This window comes from Serratia sp. OLAL2 (assembly GCF_002752475.1).
GTDB classification, from domain to species: domain Bacteria; phylum Pseudomonadota; class Gammaproteobacteria; order Enterobacterales; family Enterobacteriaceae; genus Serratia; species Serratia bockelmannii.
This window is the reverse complement of the sequence record NZ_MSTL01000019.1, coordinates 20,742-39,042: the sequence shown is the minus strand read 5'-3', so window position 1 is coordinate 39,042 and position 18,301 is coordinate 20,742. Positions and strand designations below refer to the sequence as shown.

Below are 18,301 nucleotides of genomic sequence, written 5' to 3'. Positions count from 1 at the left end.
ATGGCAACGATAATGAAAAAAGTAGATGCGGTGATCGTCGGTTTCGGCTGGGTGGGCGCGATCATGGCCAAAGAGCTGACCGAGGCCGGCCTCAACGTGGTGGCGTTGGAGCGTGGCCCGATGCGCGACACCTATCCGGACGGTTCTTATCCGCAGGTGATCGACGAGCTGACCTATAACATCCGCCGCAAACTGTTCCAGGATCTGTCGAAAAGCACCGTCACCATTCGCCACAACAGCAGCCAGACCGCGGTGCCTTACCGCCAGCTGGCGGCGTTCCTGCCGGGCACCGGCGTTGGCGGTGCCGGCCTGCACTGGTCGGGCGTGCATTTTCGCGTCGATCCGATCGAACTGCGCATGCGCAGCCACTATGAAGAGCGCTACGGCAAAAACTTCATTCCGAAGGACATGACCATCCAGGACTTCGGCGTGACCTACGACGAGCTGGAACCGTTCTTCGATAAAGCGGAGAAAGTGTTCGGCACCTCCGGCACCGCCTGGACCATCAAAGGGCAGAAAGTGGCGCAGAAGGGCGGCAACCGCTTTGCGGCGGATCGTTCCAGCGACTTCCCGCTGCCGGCGCAGAAAAATACCTACTCCGCCCAGCTGTTCGAGAAAGCGGCGCTGGAGGTGGGTTATCACCCTTACAACCTGCCGTCCGCCAACACCTCGGACTCTTACACCAACCCGTACGGCGCGCAGATGGGCCCGTGCAACTTCTGCGGTTTCTGCAGCGGCTACGCCTGCTACATGTATTCCAAGGCCTCGCCGAACGTCAACATCTTGCCGGCGCTGCGAATGGAGAAACGTTTCGAGCTGCGCACCAACGCCAACGTGCTGAAGGTCAACCTGACCGACGACAAATCCCGCGCCACCGGCGTGAACTACGTCGATGCGCAGGGCCGCGAGATTGAACAGCCGGCCGATCTGGTGATCCTGGGCGCGTTCCAGTTCCACAACGTGCACCTGATGCTGCTGTCCGGCATCGGCAAGCCTTACGATCCGGTGACCGGCGAAGGCGTGGTCGGGCGCAACTTCGCCTACCAGAACATGACCACCATCAAGGCGTTCTTCGATAAAGACGTGTTCACCAACCCGTTCATCGGCGCCGGCGGCAACGGCGTGGGCGTGGACGACTTCAACGCCGATAACTTCGACCATGCCAAAGAAGGCTTCGTCGGCGGTTCGCCGTTCTGGGTCAACCAGGCTGGCACCAAGCCGATCTCCGGCCTGCCGACGCCTCCGGGCACCCCGGCCTGGGGCAGCAAATGGAAAGCGGCAGTGGCGGATGCCTACACCCACCACGTTTCGATGGACGCCCACGGCGCGCACCAGTCGTACCGCAACAACTATCTGGATCTCGATCCCAACTACAAGAACGTCTTTGGCCAGCCGCTGCTGCGCATGACGTTCGACTGGCAGGAAAACGACATCAAGATGGCGCAGTTCATGTACGACAAGATGGCGCCGATCGCCAAGGCGATGAACCCGAAACTGATCGCCGGCAGCCCGAAAAACGCCAACAGCCACTTCGACACCACCAGCTACCAGACCACCCATATGAACGGCGGCGCGGTAATGGGGGAAGATCCGAAGACCAGCGCGGTCAACCGCTATCTGCAGAGCTGGGATGTGCACAACGTGTTCTCGATCGGCGCATCGGCTTTCCCGCAGGGGCTGGGCTACAACCCGACCGGCACCGTGGCGGCATTGGCTTACTGGTCTGCCCGCGCCATTCGCGAGCAGTATCTGAAAAACCCAGGCCCATTGGTGCAGGCATAAGGACGGCGAACGATGAAAGCATTTGTACCGGCACTGGTTCTCAGTGCAGTGAGTTTTTCCGTTTGGGCGCAGGACGCCACCGTCAGCAGCGAGCTGATCAAGCGCGGTGAATACCTGGCGCGCGCCGGCGACTGCGTGGCTTGCCACACCGACGGCAAGAGCGGCAAAACCTTCGCCGGCGGTCTGGCGATGGAGACGCCGATCGGCACCATCTACTCGACCAACATTACGCCGGACAAGAAAACCGGCATCGGCGATTACAGCTTCGAGGATTTCGACAACGCGGTGCGTAAGGGCGTAGCCAAAAACGGCAGCACCCTGTACCCGGCGATGCCGTACCCGTCGTTCGCGCTGGTGAAAGAGGACGACATGCGCGCCATGTATGCCTATTTCATGCACGGCGTGCAGCCGGTGGAGCAGGCCAACAAGGACTCCGACATCCCGTGGCCGCTGTCGATGCGCTGGCCGCTGAGCATCTGGCGCGGCATGTTCGCGCCGTCGCCGGCGGATTTTGTCGCTGACGCCAAGGCCGATCCGGTGATTGAGCGCGGCCGCTACCTGGTGGAAGGCCTGGGCCACTGCGGCGCCTGCCATACCCCGCGCAGCATCACCATGCAGGAGAAAGCGTTGAGCAACAGCGAAAGCGACGACTACCTGTCCGGGAGCAACGCGCCGATCGATGGGTGGGTGGCTTCCAGCCTGCGCGGCGACCGCAAGGACGGCCTGGGCAGCTGGAGCGAAGCCGAGCTGACCGAGTTCCTGAAAACCGGCCGTAACGACAAAGCCATCGTGTTCGGCGGCATGAGCGACGTCGTGGAGCACAGCCTGCAATACCTGAGCGACGACGATCTGACCGCCATCGCGCGCTACCTGAAATCGCTGCCGCCGAAAGACGGCAAGCAGCAGGCGGCGCCGGTCGAAGACAGCGTGGCCAAGGATCTGTGGCGCGGGAATGACAGCAAGCCCGGCGCGGCCCTGTATGTTGATAACTGCGCGGCCTGCCACCGCACCGACGGCGTGGGCTACAAGCGCGCCTTCCCGTCGCTGAAGGGCAATCCGGTGGTGCAGACCGAGGACGCGACCTCGCTGATCCACATCGTGCTGACCGGCAACACCACGCCGGCGGTGCAGGGCGCGGTATCCAATATCACCATGCCGCCGTTTGGCTGGCGTCTGAACGATCAGCAGGTGGCGGACGTGGTGAACTTCATCCGTACCAGCTGGGGCAACAGCGCCAAACCGGTGAGCGCCTCCGACGTGGCCGACGTGCGTAAAGACCGCTCGATGATCCGCGACGAGAAGGAGATGGGCAGCGCCGAGGTGCCGGACCATCCGGACGCGAAGAAGTAAACCGCTTAAGGGCTCCGCAAGGAGCCCTTAGTTTTTCCTGCCCGTGCCGGTTTTTTCAGCATTTTCTGTTCGCAAATCATCCGTTCAGCCGATAAAACATAGACCCGCAGCGGATTTTTCATTATCCTTTGCCGTCCTTTCATCAGGCGTAAGTATGAAATATCGCTTTAATTCACTGATTACTATTAAAAAATTCGCGGAGAAGGATATCCCGTTAGGCGCAATCGTTGGCGCTGCAGATTAAGGTAGACTGTCTCATGAGTACGATTTCTCCCGATTCAGGCACGCTGACGGCCGCTCAGCCTGCCAAATGGAACAAAACCGACACCGTCTGGATGTTCGGTCTCTATGCCACCGCGGTGGGCGCCGGCACATTGTTCTTGCCGATCAACGCCGGTTTGAACGGCCCGCTGGTGCTGCTGTTGATGGCGCTGTTCGCTTTCCCGTTGACCTATTTGCCGCACCGCGCGCTCAGCCGCTTCGTGCTTTCTGGCTCCAGCCGCGACGGCAATATTCACGATGTGGTGGTGGAACACTTCGGCGTGCTGGCCGGAAAAATCATCATGATGCTGTATCTGATGGCGTTCTTCCCGATCGTGCTGGTGTACAGCATTTCGATCACCAACGCGCTGGACAGCTTCCTGATCCACCAGTTCCACGTGGCGCCGCTGCCGCGTATCTGGCTGAGTCTGGCGGTGGTCGTAGTGCTCAATCTGGTGCTGCTGCGTGGCAAAGACAGCATCGTGGCGGCGATGGGCATGCTGGTGTTCCCGCTGCTGGTGTTCCTGATGGGTATTTCGCTGTACCTGATGCCGAGCTGGAATACCGCCAACTTCGTGCACGGCCTGGCCACCACCCGCTTCGACACGCCGGGGCTGTGGCATTCACTGTGGCTGGCGGTGCCGGTGATGGTGTTTTCCTTCAGCCATGCGCCGATCATCTCCTCCTTCGCCTCGACGCAGAAGAGCCTGTATGGCGACAAGGCGGAGCGCCGCTGCGCGCGCATCATGCGCTACAGCTATGTGCTGATCTGCGTCACCGTGCTGTTTTTCGTGTTCAGCTGCGTGCTGAGCCTGTCCCATGAAGACATGCAGCAGGCGAAAGATCAGAACATCACGGTGCTGACCACGCTGGCCAACAAGTTTTCCAACCCGCTGATCGCCTATCTCGGCCCGGTGATGGCAATGCTGGCAATGGCTAAATCCTATCTCGGCACCTCGCTGGGGGTGACGGAAGGGGCGACCAGCCTGATCGATGGCGTCACGCGCGCGGTCGGCAAGCCGCTCAGCTCGCGCATGACGCACCGCATCTCGGCGGTGGCACTGTTCCTGCTCACCTGGGCGGCGACGGTGTGGAACCCCAGCGCGCTGCACATCATCGAAACCATCAGCGGCCCGCTGATTGCGGCGATCCTGTTCATCCTGCCGATGTACGCGGTGCGTGCGGTGCCGGCCATGCGCCAATATCGCGCGGCGAGCAACGTCTTCGTGCTGGTGATGGGCTTGATTGCGCTGTCGGCGCTGATCTACGGCCTGATGTGATCCCCTGGGCGCGCCGGCTCCGGCGCGCCTCTTATCCTTCCTTTACACATCCCTTTGCAATTAATCGCCGGCATGCTGGGCGTTATCTTTGATAATGCAAGCCATTCTCATTAGTATTTCCTGAATGTATTCATGACTAAGGAGTCTTTCGTGCACCGTCGAATCACTTTGCCGGCGCTGGTCTGCGCCGCCTTACTCGCCTCTCCGGCGATGGCCACTACCTATCCGTTGACCCTGACCGACACCTCCGGCCAGACGGTCACCCTCCCGCAGGAGCCGAAACGCATCGTGGTGCAGGACGGGCGCGACATTCTCACGCTGGCGCTGCTCGATCGCGCCAACCCGTTCGGCCGGCTGGTGGCCTGGAATAACCTGCTGAAGAAAAGCGACGCGGCGACCTGGGAAATCTTGCAGAGCAAATGGCCGGCGGCGAAAAACATCATCGACATGGGATTCAGCGATAAAGGCGAGGTGAATCTGGAGAGCGTGATCGCCAAGCGCCCCGATCTGATGATCGCCCAGCTGCGCTCCAAGCCTTCGCTGAGCCAAACCGGCGTGCTGGATAAGCTGAAGGCGCTGAACGTGCCGGTGCTGTTTATCGATACCATGCTCAAGCCGGTGGAAAACACGCCGAAAAGCGTGACGCTGTTGGGGGAAACCCTCAACCGTGAAAGCGAAGCCAAGCAATATACCGATTATTATCAGCAGCATTATCAGGCCATTCTGGCCAAAACGCAGTCGGTGGAACCCAAACCGTTGGTGTTCTTCGAAGCCAAGGCCGGCCTGAATGGCCTGGAATCTTGCTGCTTCACCCATGCGCACGTCGGCTGGGGGGCACTGGTCGAGGCGGTCGGCGCGCGCAACATCGGTTCTGCGCTGCTGCCGGGTGCGACCGGCGACGTGGCGCTGGAAAAAGTGATCAGTATGAAACCGGATGCGTATATCGTTTCCGGCTCGCAGTGGGCCAGCAAGACCAATGCCGCGGTGCCGTTCGGCTATGGCGTGACGCAGCAGCAGGTGGATGAGGCCTTCAACCGCATGAAGCAGCGCCCAGGGTTCTCGCAGGTGTCGGCGGTGAAGGAAGGGCGGTTCTACGGTATCTACCATAACTTCTACAACCACCCGTACAACATCGTCGGGCTGGAGTATCTGGCGAAGTTTATCTATCCGGCGCAGTTCCCGGATTTGGATCCGGCCAAGACCTACAGCGAGATCCTCAGTCGCTTTACCGAAGTGCCGGAAGGCAAGGGCATTTTGGGCGCGCAGGCGCCGGCGGGGAAATAACGGCAACGGGCGCGATGTCGCGCCCGTTTTGTATGATCAGGCGGTCGGTGTATAGGTGGAGATGATCTCCAGCACGCCGTTGATGATGAACTGAACGCCCATGCACACCAGCAGGAACCCCATCAGGCGCGAGATCGCCTCGATGCCGCTTTTCCCCACCAACCGCATGATGGCGCCGGAACTGAGCAGGCAGGCCCACAGGATCACCGCGACCGTCAGGAAGATGGCGACCGGCGCCACGGCCAACACCCAGGGTTCAAAGCCCAGCGAGTTCGCTTTGACGCTCGATGCCGAGCTGATGATCATCGCGATGGTGCCCGGCCCGGCGGTGCTCGGCATGGCCAGCGGCACGAAGGCGATGTTGGCCGACGTCTTGTGGCGCAGCTCGTGCGACTTGCTCTCCACCTCCGGCGCGTCTTCGGGGCTCTGCTGCGGGAACAGCATGCGAAAACCGATGAAGGCGACGATCAGGCCGCCGGCGATGCGCAGGCCGGGGATCGAAATGCCGAAGGTGTTCATCACCACCTGCCCGGCGTAAAACGCCACCGTCATGATGCAGAACACATAAACCGAGGCCATCAGCGACTGCTGATTACGCTCTTCGCGCGTCATATTGCCGGATAACCCGAGCAGCAACGCCACCGTGGTCAGCGGGTTGGCCAGCGGCAACAGCAGCACCAAACCCAGTCCGATGGCCTGGAATAACTGCAAAATACCCGTCATAAAATAGACTCCCTGTGCAACGTTCAAGCCGCCAAACGGCGGCCCATGAGCTGAACAGCCTAGCCTGCCGTACGCCTGGCGGCAATGGGGATAGCTCGTAACGTTAATTAACCGTCGGCCCGGGCGTTCAGCGTCGCCGGCCGGCGAAATTCGTCGGCGGGAGCCTCATCGTCATCGCCGCACTCGCCGGCGAGCTCAGGTTCATCCTCACACCCCAGCGGCGCCTCGTTGACCGCGATCGCGCGCGGCACCGAACGCGCGCCAAAATGCACCAGCCCATATAACGTCGCCAATGCCGCGCACGCCACGATGAGGGCTGCGAGTAACCGGTTCATGTTTTGCGCTAAGACCCTGTTCACTGGTGGATAGCGTAAGAATAGTGATGCTAAGACGGTCTGTCAGCGTATCGCCGCTGAGAGTAGACGCACTCTTGATGTTATTATCATTAATTATTTTTAACTGTTTTCACCCTTTAACCGCCTGATTGATGAAGCGAGTCTATAATGGTAAGGCTTTCTGGCATTTCTTTATAATCGAAAACTTAAAAGGAGTTTTACTATGGAAGTGGCAAAAGAATGGGTAGCGGCGAAAAAAATCTCCTGGGGCAGCGTCATCGGCGGCGTGATCACCGTATTGGCTGTTTCACTGTTGCTGTCGACGTTAGGCACCAGTCTTGGATTCTCCATCGTGGATCCGACATCAGACGATCCGATAAACGGCGCCGGTACCACCGTAGTGATTTGGTCCGCTGTTTCAATCATTATTAGTTTGGCCGCCGGCGCTTTTATTGCTGGGCGTTTGGCTGCTAATGACGGACTTATTCATGGCTTCCTGGTCTGGGCTACGTCACTGATTGTGGCGGCGGTACTGGGTGGGATGCTGGTCGGGTCTGCAGTGAAGGCGACCGGCAATGCGCTGGGCGCTATCGCTTCGACCTCCGGCAGCTTGCTCTCCGGCGCCGGTTCAGCGATTGGCAAAGGGGCATCCGGATTGGCGGACGCCGGCGGTAAAGTGTTTGACAAGTTGGGCATTGACACAACCTTGGAACCTGAACAGCTGCAAGGCGATGTGGTTACGGCGCTTAAAAAAAGCGGTATCCCGTCATTGCAGCCTGAATTCATGCAACAGCAGTTGAATGCGGCCAAAACTGATTTGGCGGACGCAGTAAAAGCCCTGGCACTTCAGCCTGACAATAGCGACGCCATTATTAATCAACTGGTCGCCAAGCTTAAAAAACAGGGTGAGGCCATCTCGCAAGATGTGGATCAAGACGCCCTGAAAAAGGCCTTGGCAGAAAATACCGATATGACGCCGCAGGAAGTGGACCAGACGGTGAAGAATTTGGTCGAAGCCAAAAATAAAACTGCACAGCTGGTTAATCAGCGTTTGGATGACGCCGAAGCAAAAATCAATCAGGCAAAACAGGAGTATGTGGAGCTGAAACAGAAGGCGCGCGAACAGGCTGCCGCTGCTGCAGACGAATTGTCGCGGGCTGCATTATGGTCATTCTTTGCGCTGTTGATTGGCGCAGTGGTCAGTGCGTTGGCAGGCTTGTGGGGCGTTAACACCAATGCCCGCCGTATCGCGGTATCACCTGCGCAGGCGTAATCTTCGGGCTCCTTTGCGCGTCTCGATGATAGAGGGATGAGAGCCTGGAATACTGACGACGATGAAGTGACAGCCAGGAAAGACTGGCCCCACCCCGGCCCAGGTGCCGGGGTTTTTTTATTGTTTCGGCGTAATTAACGACCACCTTTCGCGTGGCTCAGGGCATTAGGCACCAATTGCCACGATCCCTGAGAACAGGTGGATACCATAGATGCGCTGTAAATAATAATGAGTGTGATTATGAAACAAGAACTGCATCTTTTACTGGGGAAAATCGGCGCATTCGCGCTTTCCGCCGCCTTCATGGCGGCATTGGTCGGCCTGGTGTTTATCGATGTGCACTGGCTGCATAACTTCGTTCATGAAACCTCGCTGACCGAAGCGGCACAGGAACTGTTGCTGCTCGCCATCTCCGGCGGTTTTTTCGCCGCGGCCCGGCGACAGGCTGAACGGCGTTCCGCCTGGCTGCTGGTTGGCGGCTTCTTTCTCTGCATGCTGATCCGCGAGATGGACTTCGCGTTCGATGCGTTGTGGCATGGCGCCTGGGTGTGGTTCGCACTGGCGGTCGCCTTGGCCTGCCTGTGGCATGCGGCACGGCATATTGCGGCCACGGTGCGCGGTCTGGCCTATGTCGTGTCGCACCCTGGCTACGGCATGATGTGCGCCGGCCTGCTGTGCATTCTGGTTTTTTCACGCCTGTTCGGCATGAGCGCGCTGTGGCAAACGCTGATGCTGGACGGCTACAACCGAGTGGTGAAAAACATGGTGGAAGAGGGGTGCGAACTGTTGGGCTACGGCCTGTGTCTGTTGGCTACCATCAGCTATCTGAAAGGCGTTTTTGCGGCGAATGAGGCGGAAGTGTGAGGGCGGCGTGAATAGCCACGGGTTTAACAGACACCTCAGAGTCATTTTTGGACTGACCCCACCCCGGTAGACGATCCTGCCCTATAGTGTGAGCATAGGAGGAGCGTATGGGCACACCACGATTTACACCTGAATTTAAGGAAGAAGCTGTCCGTCAGATAACGGAACGCGGTTATTCCGTTGCCGAAGTATCTGACCGTTTGGGTGTTTCTGCACACAGCCTCTATAAGTGGCTACGAGCTATCAAACCTGATAACAGCGAACAGCATGCCCGGGATTTACTGGAAGCCAAAAGCGAGATCCTGAAACTACAGGCACAGCTAAAACGTACCGAAGAAGAACGGGATATCCTGAAAAAGGCCACGCGGTACTTTGCAAGGGAGCCCGACTGAAGTACCGCTTTATCAATGAGCACCGCACTGTATGGGGGGGATGACGATGTGTCGGGTACTGCATGTCGCCCGGGTCGGGTTCTACGCGTGGCTGCACAACCCGGTCTCGGCGCGTGATAAAGATAACCAGCGTCTGCTGACGCTTATCCGTGATTCATATTCACTGAGCGGAGGCGTATACGGTTACCGGCGGGTTCATGGCGATCTGAACGAAATCGGGAAAACCTGCGGCAAAAACCGGGTGGGCCGTATTATGCAACTGAACCGGATTAAAGCCGTGCGGGGCTATAAAGCACCACGGCGTATCGCCGGCCGACCTTCGGTGGTTGCCCCTAATCGCGTACAGCGGCAGTTTACCGTTGTCCGGGCCAATCAGGTCTGTGTCACCGACATCACTTACATCCGCACCTGGCAGGGCTGGTTGTATCTGGCGGTGGTTATCGACCTCTTCGCCCGTAACGTGGTGGGCTGGTCGATGAAGCCGACCCTCTCACGCGAACTGGCACTGGATGCGCTGATGATGGCGGTCTGGCGACGTAAACCGGACAGCGAGGTCATCGTGCACTCAGACCAGGGCAACCAGTACGGAAGCGACGACTGGCAACGGTTCTGTCGGGCCAATAACCTGGCACCCAGTATGAGCCGGCGTGGTAACTGTTGGGATAATGCAGTGGCCGAATCGTTCTTCAGTTCACTGAAAAAAGAGCGCATCAGGAAGAGAATATACAAAACCCGGGATCTGGCCCGGGCGGATATCTTCGATTACATTGAAGTGTTCTACAACCGGGCCCGGCGTCACAGTCACATCGGCGGCGTCGGTCCGGAGGCCTTTGAACGGGCCTCGTCGTGAGGACAGAATTTGTCTACGAGCGTGGGGTCAGTCCACCAAAACAGTGGTGATCATGTTGCTTCGTATTTATATTCAAACTGTTTTTTGGCACCTTTTAATTAAGTATTCAACACCTGAAGTTAAATTCTCTAATAGTCAAACACTATTAATTATTTTGACTATCAAAATGATCTCTTAGATGATGATATAGTTTACGTACGACTAAAGATAATTGGCTACGATGTGGACAGATGAAGTTGAGTGGGGCTGCTTCGCCCAATATATCCGGCAAGAGCTGTATCAGACGGCCTTGTTCAATATCTGGGCCGACATCCAACCATGATTTATAGGCAATACCAAGCCCAGCAACAGCCCAGCGGCGTGTAACATCAGCATCGTTCGCTACAAAACGGCTATGAACAGTCACCTTTTTTTTTCCGTTTTCATCTTCGAATGGCCAGACATCATGAGTCTGACCATCGAGCAGATAAAGAAGACACTCCCGCTCTGCCAGCTGTGTTAATGTTTCCAGTGGACCTTTGCGGGCGATATAATCTGGGGATGCGACGAGACAGCGGCGGTTATTCACGACCAGAGGTTGGGCTACGTAACTGCTGTTTTGCAGCAATCCATAGCGCACAGCAATATCTACTGGATCGCGATAAATATTACTGACTTCATCGGAGAACAGCAACTTTACCGAAAATTTAGTATGCTTCTGGCAAAAGTCAGAAATTAGCGGAAGCAAGATATTACGTCCGATATCGGAGGGTAGCGAGATTTTTAATTTTCCCTCCAGAATGTCGTCATTGTTTTTCAGGCTGTCATAACCAGCTCTAATCACACTTAGCATTTCTTGGGCAAAAGGCAGGTATTTCTCCCCTTGGGCAGATAATCGTAGGCTGCGAGTTGAGCGAACAAAAAGCCGGGTATCAAGATCTCTCTCCAGCCTCTGGATCGCCGCACTTGCTTGTGCAGGTAGAATGTCCGCTTCGCGAGCCGCTTGCGAAAAGCTTCCAAGTGCCGCTGCGCGAACAAAAATTCTCACATCTTCAAGGCGGACCATACTCCCTCACAACATTAGCATAATAGTAGGGTTAGTTTACCACCCATTTTCACTATTTTAGTGAAAGTGATACTCATTTTGGCTTGTTTTTTAAGCTTGTCGCTAGGGTTACTATGATTTTAATACATGCCACAACGGCATTTCTAAAGCAAAATTCGGGAGTTATCTATGAAAGCCATTGTCTACAGCCAAAACGATCTGCCCATCACTAACGAAGAATCACTCTATGAGATTGACCTTCCTAAACCTCAACCAGGTGAGCGCGATCTATTAGTTAAGATTTCAGCTATTGCCGTAAACCCAGTCGATACGAAGGTACGTAAAAATTCGCCAGTAACAGAACCACGGATTCTGGGGTGGGACGCCACTGGAATTGTTGAAGCTGTGGGCTCAAAAGTCACTTTGTTCAAACCGGGTGATGAAGTTTTCTACGCTGGTTCCATCATACGTCCTGGTTCTTATGCTGAATATGGTCTGGTGGATGAGCGTATCGCTGGCAAAAAACCATATACATTGTCAAATGCTGAAGCGGCTGCGCTGCCTTTGACTTCTCTGACTGCGTGGGAACTCCTGTTTGATCGTTTGGAAGTCGGGCAGAGTAACAACGAAGCTATTCTGATTGTGGGGGCTGGCGGCGGTGTGGGGTCTATCCTGACTCAGTTAGCCAGTAAACTGACTAACTTGACTGTCATTGGTACCAGCTCACGCCCGGAAACTTCTGAATGGGTTAAAGCCTTAGGTGCAGATCATATTATCGATCATCGTAAACCTTTCGCTGAACAACTAAAGGCCCTGGGTATCGAAAATGTGCGCTATGTGGCTAGCCTGACTCATACCGACCTGCACTATACGCAGATTATCGACGTTTTGAAGCCACAAGGCCGTCTTGCAGTCATCGACGATCCGAATGATCTTGATGCTATGCCATTGAAACGAAAGGCTATCTCTCTTCACTGGGAACTAATGTTTACTCGCTCCATGTTCCAAACTACGGATATGCAACGTCAGCATGAAATTCTGATGGAAGTCAGCAAACTGATCGATGCGGGTAAATTACAAAGTACCTTAGGTGAGCACTATGGCAAAATTTCCGCCGCTAATCTGCGTAAAGCCCATGCATTAATTGAAAGCAACAAAGCTAAAGGAAAAATCGTACTCGAGGGCTTCTAATATCAATTTATTAACTAACAAGGCAGGAAAAAGATGAAAAAGATTAGTATCACTAAAACGCTGGTAAGGACAGCGATCGGTCTAGCGTTAGCCGGAACTTCAATTAGTACGCTGGCTTCCTCAACTCATCAGGTGGCAGCGCTTGAACAACTTGCAAGTGATCGTACTGTAGGTGAAACAGAAGTCGTTGCGACTTTCCGTGGTGCAATGCCTACAGGAGTAACCGTTACAGAAACCGGCAGAATTTTCGTTAATTTTCCACGTTGGGGAGATGATGTTCCATTCACCGTCGCGGAAGTCAAAAATAATGAGGTCATACCATACCCAAATGCGAAAATTAATGAGGCAGTTAATAGCCAGCCTGGAAGTCACTTCCTGAGCGTACAAAGTGTTGTGGCCGATGGACAGGGAAAACTTTGGGTGTTGGATACTGCTGCGCCTAAATTCGCTAAACCCGTGGACGGTGGTGCAAAATTAGTGGCTATCGATCTGAATACCAACAAAGTAGTCAAAACTATCGTCTTACATAATGACGTGATCCTGCCTACCACATATGTTAATGACGTACGTTTTGACTACCGAGTTGGTAAAGCAGGTATGGCTTACATTACCGATTCATCCTTATCTGGTACTGGTGGCATCATCGTAGTTGATCTGGATTCAGGTAAAGCGGTACGCCGGCTTACCGGTGATCGTTCAACGTCACCGGAGCAAAGTTTTGTACCGGTAGTTGAAGGGGAAACTCTTCTGCAGCGTAATTCGAATGGGGATACTGCTCCATTTAGCGTGGCTTCTGACGGTATTGCATTGTCTGCTGACGGTAAAACGTTGTATTACAGCCCTCTTTCGGGGCGTCATTTGTTCTCGATCTCAACTGAAATGCTTCGTGACCCGAATGTGTCTGAGCAACAGTTGTCTGCAGCGGTAAAAGATCTAGGAGAGAAAGGGGCTTCTGATGGCCTGGAAGCTGATGCAACAGGTGCCGTATATGCCGGAGACTATGAGCGTAACGCTATTCGTAAAATGGATAAAACAGGTAACTGGACAACCATTGCTCATGGGCCGCATATACTCTGGCCCGATACACTTTCGATTGGTCCCGATGGTTACCTGTACTTCACAGTGAATCAACTTCATCGTCAACCAGGTTTCCATATGGGTAAAGATAAACGACAGAAACCTTATGCATTACTCAGGGTGAAAATTAACGCCGCACCAGCGAGTACCAAATAACCGTTTTTTGAATTATGGATGTCGGGGGGGGGGGGGCACCCCCTTGACTTAGAATGCGCTCAATAGTGGGCATTCTTCTAACAAAAATGGGTTTAAATGTATTTGTTCTCTTTTATTTGTCATATTATGTGTCATTAATTCCGGTGGTTGCATGAAGATTAGTCTTGATTTGGTCGTGGCATTAGATGCAATAAATAAATTTAAAACACTTTCTTGTGCCGCTAACAAATTATGCAAAACCCCATCCGCACTTAGTTACCAGATTAAAAAAGCGGAGTCTATACTTGGGGTGGTAATTCTTGACAGGAAACAGTACAGAACCACCTTTACCGATATGGGACGACTTATTCTAGAAGATGGATTAAAAGTCATCAAAGCAGCAAGGGAACTAGAATCTAAAATTGAAATGTCAAAATTTCATGGTGATCTTACGTTAAAGGTGCTTATATCTAATCGCCTCCCAGTCATGCTTGCTAAGTGTTTTATATCTAGCTCACGTAGATTACCTGTCATAGAAGTCATTTTTTATGATTCTGAGGATATGATTAATGAATTGGATCCTGATGTGGTTTTGAGCGCTCGAAAAGAGTCTATTATGGGTTTTAAGATGCTTCATATGTTAGAAGGGACAATGTTTCTTCTCTCACCAGAAAAAGTATTTAGCTCTGTACCATATGTTTCTCTCAGAAACGAAGATGTTATATGTGATGCTAGCTGCCATCGAAATGTAGTAACATCATCTTTCTCTGATAAATGGAGTCTAATGCAATTATTGCCTGCATCTGGAGTTATTCCTGATATTTTAGTGAGTGAGTTTATGAAAACTAATGGTTTCATAAGCAAGCCAACCAATCTTACTTACTCATATTCTGTATGTCATCGAGAAAATCTTCGGGATGAATATGTCAAACACCTCATTTATATGGTAAATGATTTACCTAAAAGATTAATCGGAGCAAACGACTGATATAAGGGGGATAGAAGTGTTTTAACAGCACACACTATTTCGTTAACCGAGTTGGATCAGAAGCATGTGTAACCATTACAACTCTTCATATTCACCTATTTCAATTATTCTTATGAGCGCCACAGCGTTTAATCGATTATAGAGTATGTGCTCCCATAACGGCTTAAACATCCTGCTGGTGGCTGTAGTTTCAACTCGGGCATTGATAACTGGCTGATGTTTCATTTCCCATCACCAATCTGGGTCGTAACCCGTAACCCCACTCGATAGGATCGAGATGCAACTTATCGCTGCGTTGATTAAGCACCAGCACGCGGATGCCTGGCGCCACATTGTAACGCGCAATCGGCACGTTATCCAATGCGCCGGCAAATTCTAGATCGGATGCCAGAACATCTAGATAATCTGCACGAGTTTGAACTTGAGCAAAATGGCCACACATAACTGGTATCCCTTTAGAGGAAGTATAGGCGAGGGGAGTGTTTGTAAATCCTCTTGTAGATGATGGCCTTTCACTAGTGATAGACTACTCATCCCGTTATGGCGTAACAACATAGTACATTTCAAATTGTGTACATATGAGTGTACATATCTGGCAGGGTAAAGCTGGATAGCGTCGATAACATCATGTAGTTAAACAATATTGTATTTCTTCATGTGATCTGTCGTGTGGGTCACCACTGTAGATAAGGAATTATTAATGCCTGTTATTACCCTTCCTGACGGAAGTCAGCGTCATTTCGACCACCCCGTTTCCCCGATGGATGTCGCGCGCGATATCGGCCCTGGCCTGGCGAAAGCCTGTATCGCCGGCCGCGTCAACGGCGAGCTGGTTGACGCCGGCGATCTGATCGAATCAGATGCGCAGCTGGCCATCATCACCATCAAAGATGAAGACGGTCTGGAAATCATGCGCCACTCCTGCGCGCACCTGCTGGGTCATGCGATCAAGCAGCTGTGGCCGGATACCAAAATGGCGATCGGTCCGGTGATCGACAACGGTTTTTATTATGACGTGGACATCGACCGGACCCTGACGCAGGAAGACCTGGATCTGCTGGAAAAGCGGATGCACGAGTTGGCCGATAAGGATTACGACGTCATCAAGAAGAAGGTCAGCTGGCAAGAAGCCCGTGACACCTTCGCTGAGCGCGGCGAAATCTATAAAGTGGCGATCCTGGATGAGAACATCAGCCATGACGATCGTCCGGGTCTGTATCACCACGAAGAATACGTCGACATGTGCCGCGGCCCGCACGTGCCGAACATGCGTTTCTGCCACCATTTCAAACTGCAGAAAACCTCCGGCGCTTACTGGCGCGGCGACAGCAAAAACAAAATGCTGCAGCGTATCTACGGTACCGCCTGGGCAGACAAGAAGCAGCTGAACGCCTACCTGCAGCGTCTGGAAGAAGCGGCCAAGCGCGATCACCGCAAGATCGGCAAACAGCTCGACCTGTATCACATGCAGGAAGAAGCGCCGGGTATGGTGTTCTGGCACAACGACGGTTGGACTATCTTCCGTGAGCTGGAAGCCTTCGTGCGCATGAAGCTCAAAGAGTATCAGTACCAGGAAGTGAAAGGTCCGTTCATGATGGACCGCGTGCTGTGGGAAAAAACCGGCCACTGGGAAAACTACAAAGACGCCATGTTCACCACCGCGTCGGAAAACCGCGAATACTGCATCAAGCCGATGAACTGCCCGGGTCACGTGCAGATCTTCAACCAGGGCCTGAAGTCGTACCGTGATTTGCCGCTGCGCATGGGGGAATTCGGCAGCTGCCACCGCAACGAGCCTTCGGGTTCACTGCACGGCTTGATGCGCGTGCGCGGCTTCACGCAGGATGACGCCCACATCTTCTGTACCGAAGAGCAGGTGCGCGCCGAAGTGAACGAATGTATCCGCATGGTGTATGACGTGTACGGCACTTTCGGCTTCGACAAGATTGCCGTCAAGCTGTCCACGCGTCCGGAAAAACGCATCGGCACCGACGACATGTGGACCCGTGCGGAAGAAGACCTGGCCGCCGCGCTGACCGAGAACGGCATTCCGTTTGAATATCAGCCGGGTGAGGGCGCCTTCTACGGACCGAAAATTGAATTTACCCTGCATGATTGTTTGGATCGCGCATGGCAATGTGGTACCGTGCAGCTCGATTTCTTCTTGCCGGGCCGTTTAGGCGCATCGTACGTTGGCGAAAACAACGATCGCGTCGTGCCGGTAATGATTCACCGCGCCATTTTGGGCTCCATGGAACGTTTCATCGGTATCCTTACCGAAGAATACGCCGGGTTCTACCCGACCTGGATCGCTCCGGTGCAGGTGGTGGTGATGAATATCACCGATAGCCAGTCTGATTACGTCCAGCAATTGACCAAAAAACTGCAGGATGCAGGTATTCGCGTGAAAGCGGACTTGAGAAATGAGAAGATTGGCTTTAAAATTCGCGAACATACTTTACGTCGAGTCCCTTACATGTTGGTGTGCGGTGACAAAGAGGTCGAAGCAGGCAAAGTTGCCGTTCGTACCCGCCGTGGCAAAGACTTGGGAAGCCTGGACGTAAACGAAGTCGTAGACAAGCTGCTGAAAGAGATTCGCAGCCGTAGTCTTCATCAACTGGAGGAATAAAGTATTAAAGGCGGAAAACGAGTTCAACCGGCGCGTCCTAATCGCATTAACAGAGAAATTCGCGCGCAAGAAGTTCGCCTAACCGGCGTCGATGGCGAGCAGATTGGTATTGTCAGTCTGAATGAAGCTCTTGAAAAAGCTGAGGAAGCGGGCGTTGATTTAGTAGAAATCAGCCCAAATGCCGAACCGCCAGTTTGCCGAATCATGGATTACGGCAAATTCCTCTACGAGAAGAGCAAGTCGACGAAAGAACAGAAGAAGAAGCAAAAAGTTATCCAGGTTAAGGAAATCAAATTCCGTCCTGGCACCGATGATGGCGACTATCAGGTCAAACTACGCAACCTGATTCGCTTTCTGGAAGATGGCGATAAAGCCAAAATCACCCTGCGTTTCCGCGGGCGTGAGATGGCGCACCAGCAGATCGGCATGGAAGTGCTTAACCGCGTCCGTAAAGACCTGTGTGAAGATATGGATCTGGCAGTGGTCGAATCCTTCCCTACGAAGATCGAAGGCCGCCAGATGATTATGGTGCTCGCTCCTAAGAAGAAACAGTAAGGCTTACAAGTAATGGAACCCGCGCGGCGCTTGCGCTGTGTGGGTTTTATTCGCCCAACTGATTCGTTGTTTAACAATGCGAAGTGGATTTAATTAAAATGCCAAAGATTAAAACTGTACGTGGTGCAGCCAAGCGCTTCAAAAAAACCGGCAGCGGTGGTTTTAAGCGTAAACATGCCAACCTGCGTCATATTCTGACCAAAAAAGCAACCAAGCGTAAACGTCACCTGCGTCCGAAAGGCATGGTGTCTAAAAACGATCTGGTCCTGGTTACCGCGTGCCTGCCGTACGCATAAGCCATTTTTTTT

15 protein-coding genes and 2 pseudogenes are annotated in these 18,301 nt (G+C 53.7%); 13 read left to right on the top strand and 4 right to left on the bottom strand.

Translation table 11 applies throughout. The features are described 5' to 3' along the window. From BVU99_RS17505 to BVU99_RS17490, 4 genes are all read left to right on the top strand, one after another. Positions 1–1,782 (top strand): GMC family oxidoreductase, encoded by a 1,782-nt coding sequence (locus BVU99_RS17505; RefSeq protein WP_060432943.1) that lies wholly within the window; start codon positions 1–3, stop codon positions 1,780–1,782. Between the two features lie 12 nt (positions 1,783–1,794). Further along, positions 1,795–3,132, top strand: a complete 1,338-nt coding sequence (locus tag BVU99_RS17500) for a cytochrome c (protein ID WP_060447252.1) — start codon at positions 1,795–1,797, stop codon at positions 3,130–3,132. 257 nt (positions 3,133–3,389) lie between these two features. Further along, positions 3,390–4,673 (top strand): serine/threonine protein kinase, encoded by a 1,284-nt coding sequence (locus BVU99_RS17495; RefSeq protein ID WP_043143391.1) that lies wholly within the window; start codon positions 3,390–3,392, stop codon positions 4,671–4,673. A gap of 150 nt (positions 4,674–4,823) precedes the next feature. Next, positions 4,824–5,957 carry an ABC transporter substrate-binding protein gene (locus BVU99_RS17490; protein WP_060447251.1) on the top strand — a complete coding sequence of 378 codons (1,134 nt, stop codon included), beginning with the start codon at positions 4,824–4,826 and terminating at the stop codon, positions 5,955–5,957. A 36-nt stretch (positions 5,958–5,993) separates the two neighbouring features. On the opposite strand, the gene BVU99_RS17485 is transcribed toward BVU99_RS17490, so the two are convergent. Beyond that, positions 5,994–6,680 (bottom strand): MarC family NAAT transporter, encoded by a 687-nt coding sequence (locus BVU99_RS17485; protein WP_025302613.1) that lies wholly within the window; start codon positions 6,678–6,680, stop codon positions 5,994–5,996. Between the two features lie 107 nt (positions 6,681–6,787). Then, positions 6,788–7,015, bottom strand: a complete 228-nt coding sequence (locus tag BVU99_RS17480) for a hypothetical protein (protein ID WP_025302614.1) — start codon at positions 7,013–7,015, stop codon at positions 6,788–6,790. 223 nt (positions 7,016–7,238) lie between these two features. Here BVU99_RS17480 and BVU99_RS17475 point away from each other — a divergent pair, with 223 nt between their 5' ends. From BVU99_RS17475 to BVU99_RS17460, 3 genes and pseudogenes are all read left to right on the top strand, one after another. Next, positions 7,239–8,288 carry a YrzE family protein gene (locus BVU99_RS17475; protein WP_043143370.1) on the top strand — a complete coding sequence of 350 codons (1,050 nt, stop codon included), beginning with the start codon at positions 7,239–7,241 and terminating at the stop codon, positions 8,286–8,288. Between the two features lie 240 nt (positions 8,289–8,528). Next, positions 8,529–9,152, top strand: a complete 624-nt coding sequence (locus BVU99_RS17470; RefSeq protein ID WP_099817358.1) for a hypothetical protein — start codon at positions 8,529–8,531, stop codon at positions 9,150–9,152. A gap of 107 nt (positions 9,153–9,259) precedes the next feature. Then, a pseudogene (locus BVU99_RS17460) lies at positions 9,260–10,394 on the top strand (IS3 family transposase). Positions 10,395–10,539: 145 nt separating this feature from the next. On the opposite strand, the gene BVU99_RS17455 reads toward BVU99_RS17460, so the two are convergent. Beyond that, positions 10,540–11,439: a LysR family transcriptional regulator gene (locus BVU99_RS17455; protein WP_099817360.1), complete on the bottom strand. Its 900-nt coding sequence runs from the start codon at positions 11,437–11,439 to the stop codon at positions 10,540–10,542. A 168-nt stretch (positions 11,440–11,607) separates the two neighbouring features. On the opposite strand from BVU99_RS17455, the gene BVU99_RS17450 reads away from it, so the two are divergent. The 3 genes from BVU99_RS17450 to BVU99_RS17440 all read left to right on the top strand — a co-directional run bounded on the left by BVU99_RS17450 (position 11,608) and on the right by BVU99_RS17440 (position 14,809). Beyond that, the gene (locus tag BVU99_RS17450; protein WP_099817361.1) at positions 11,608–12,609 is read left to right on the top strand and encodes a zinc-binding alcohol dehydrogenase family protein; all 1,002 of its coding nucleotides are present in this window, start codon (positions 11,608–11,610) and stop codon (positions 12,607–12,609) included. 33 nt (positions 12,610–12,642) lie between these two features. Then, on the top strand, positions 12,643–13,842 hold the full coding sequence (locus BVU99_RS17445) for an L-dopachrome tautomerase-related protein (RefSeq protein ID WP_099817362.1): 1,200 nt from the start codon (positions 12,643–12,645) through the stop codon (positions 13,840–13,842). 151 nt (positions 13,843–13,993) lie between these two features. Then, positions 13,994–14,809: a LysR family transcriptional regulator gene (locus BVU99_RS17440; protein WP_099816788.1), complete on the top strand. Its 816-nt coding sequence runs from the start codon at positions 13,994–13,996 to the stop codon at positions 14,807–14,809. 147 nt (positions 14,810–14,956) lie between these two features. On the opposite strand, the pseudogene BVU99_RS17435 reads toward BVU99_RS17440, so the two are convergent. Then, positions 14,957–15,251, bottom strand: a pseudogene (locus tag BVU99_RS17435) (SOS response-associated peptidase family protein); the annotation flags it as partial. Positions 15,252–15,509: 258 nt separating this feature from the next. On the opposite strand from BVU99_RS17435, the gene thrS reads away from it, so the two are divergent. The 3 genes from thrS (at position 15,510) to rpmI (ending at position 18,289) form a co-directional block, all read left to right on the top strand. After that, positions 15,510–17,438 (top strand): threonine--tRNA ligase, encoded by a 1,929-nt coding sequence (gene thrS, locus BVU99_RS17430; protein WP_025159696.1) that lies wholly within the window; start codon positions 15,510–15,512, stop codon positions 17,436–17,438. A gap of 3 nt (positions 17,439–17,441) precedes the next feature. Continuing rightward, positions 17,442–17,993 (top strand): translation initiation factor IF-3, encoded by a 552-nt coding sequence (gene infC / locus BVU99_RS17425; protein WP_048233542.1) that lies wholly within the window; start codon positions 17,442–17,444, stop codon positions 17,991–17,993. Between the two features lie 98 nt (positions 17,994–18,091). Further along, positions 18,092–18,289, top strand: coding sequence for a 50S ribosomal protein L35 (rpmI, locus tag BVU99_RS17420; protein ID WP_004931418.1), 198 nt, complete (start codon positions 18,092–18,094; stop codon positions 18,287–18,289). Positions 18,290–18,301: the final 12 nt, after the last annotated feature.

Bases quoted from the DNA above. Each gene is read 5' to 3' on its own strand.
- BVU99_RS17505 (WP_060432943.1), top strand. From the start codon at position 1: ATGGCAACGATAATGAAAAAAGTAGATGCGGTGATCGTCGGTTTCGGC.
- BVU99_RS17500 (WP_060447252.1), top strand. From the start codon at position 1,795: ATGAAAGCATTTGTACCGGCACTGGTTCTCAGTGCAGTGAGTTTTTCC.
- BVU99_RS17495 (WP_043143391.1), top strand. From the start codon at position 3,390: ATGAGTACGATTTCTCCCGATTCAGGCACGCTGACGGCCGCTCAGCCT.
- BVU99_RS17485 (WP_025302613.1), bottom strand. From the start codon at position 6,680: ATGACGGGTATTTTGCAGTTATTCCAGGCCATCGGACTGGGTTTGGTG.
- BVU99_RS17480 (WP_025302614.1), bottom strand. From the start codon at position 7,015: ATGAACCGGTTACTCGCAGCCCTCATCGTGGCGTGCGCGGCATTGGCG.
- BVU99_RS17475 (WP_043143370.1), top strand. From the start codon at position 7,239: ATGGAAGTGGCAAAAGAATGGGTAGCGGCGAAAAAAATCTCCTGGGGC.
- BVU99_RS17470 (WP_099817358.1), top strand. From the start codon at position 8,529: ATGAAACAAGAACTGCATCTTTTACTGGGGAAAATCGGCGCATTCGCG.
- BVU99_RS17455 (WP_099817360.1), bottom strand. From the start codon at position 11,439: ATGGTCCGCCTTGAAGATGTGAGAATTTTTGTTCGCGCAGCGGCACTT.
- BVU99_RS17450 (WP_099817361.1), top strand. From the start codon at position 11,608: ATGAAAGCCATTGTCTACAGCCAAAACGATCTGCCCATCACTAACGAA.
- BVU99_RS17445 (WP_099817362.1), top strand. From the start codon at position 12,643: ATGAAAAAGATTAGTATCACTAAAACGCTGGTAAGGACAGCGATCGGT.
- BVU99_RS17440 (WP_099816788.1), top strand. From the start codon at position 13,994: ATGAAGATTAGTCTTGATTTGGTCGTGGCATTAGATGCAATAAATAAA.
- thrS (WP_025159696.1), top strand. From the start codon at position 15,510: ATGCCTGTTATTACCCTTCCTGACGGAAGTCAGCGTCATTTCGACCAC.
- rpmI (WP_004931418.1), top strand. From the start codon at position 18,092: ATGCCAAAGATTAAAACTGTACGTGGTGCAGCCAAGCGCTTCAAAAAA.